This window comes from Vibrio sp. 2132-1 (genome assembly GCF_033344315.1).
The window spans coordinates 1-715 of the sequence record NZ_JAWPON010000314.1 but is presented as its reverse complement, the minus strand read 5'-3'; the positions used below and the strand labels follow the sequence as shown (position 1 = coordinate 715).

1 protein-coding gene is annotated in these 715 nt (G+C 44.1%); it reads right to left on the bottom strand.

The genetic code is table 11. From position 1 onward, the window contains the following. Positions 1-59: 59 nt before the first annotated feature. Positions 60-715, bottom strand: a 656-nt coding sequence (locus R8N47_RS25140; RefSeq protein WP_318186095.1) for an EAL domain-containing protein, incomplete at its 5' end; no start/stop codon positions are given.

The following is a 715-nucleotide window of genomic DNA, read 5'->3' as shown; positions in this document are numbered from 1 at the left end:
AAGTAAAAAAGCGCGAATCATTCGCGCTTTTTAGTTTAGGCATGAGGGTTGGGTTTCAGCTATTCCTCATCAAAGGAACGGAAAGACAGGGAAGTAGGGATGTCACTGAAGTAACCAAAGTAATAACTTGCACCGAGCAGTCGATAGCGGTTGAGTTCGACTTGGCTTGCAACGCGACCAGCAACCCACTGGTATTTGTGTTTTCTTAGAAATCGCGCAATGGGTAAAAATGAGTGTTGATCTTGTTTGTTCTCTATCGTTACCGAGAGTTTGATCATATCTGGATCAAACTCAGCAATACGCTCAAAATGCGTTTGGGATGTGGCTACTTCAAACCACAATGCAAACGCATTTTCCTTCAGTTTTTCGACAAGCGTTTCCATGCGTTCGTGAAGGCACAATGTTTCATCTGCTTGTAAGGATGGGATTACATGCTGGAAAGCGGCTGAGTGAAACTGAACCATCTGCTCAAGAAAATACACGCCCGGATCCCACAGCAGTGCATCGACACGAATTGGCACGACGACGTTGCTGATTAAATCTGGATGAAAAGCTTCTAATTGAAATTGAGTTTGTCGTAAGGCGAGATAAAGGCTGAACAAATCTAAGCAGTATTGCATTTGTTCGGAAAGCTCAAACTGATAAACGCTTTGCTCTCCGCGCAATCCGAATCTCAAAGTGAGGTGTTGATACACCACCTCACCGGATTGAGTTT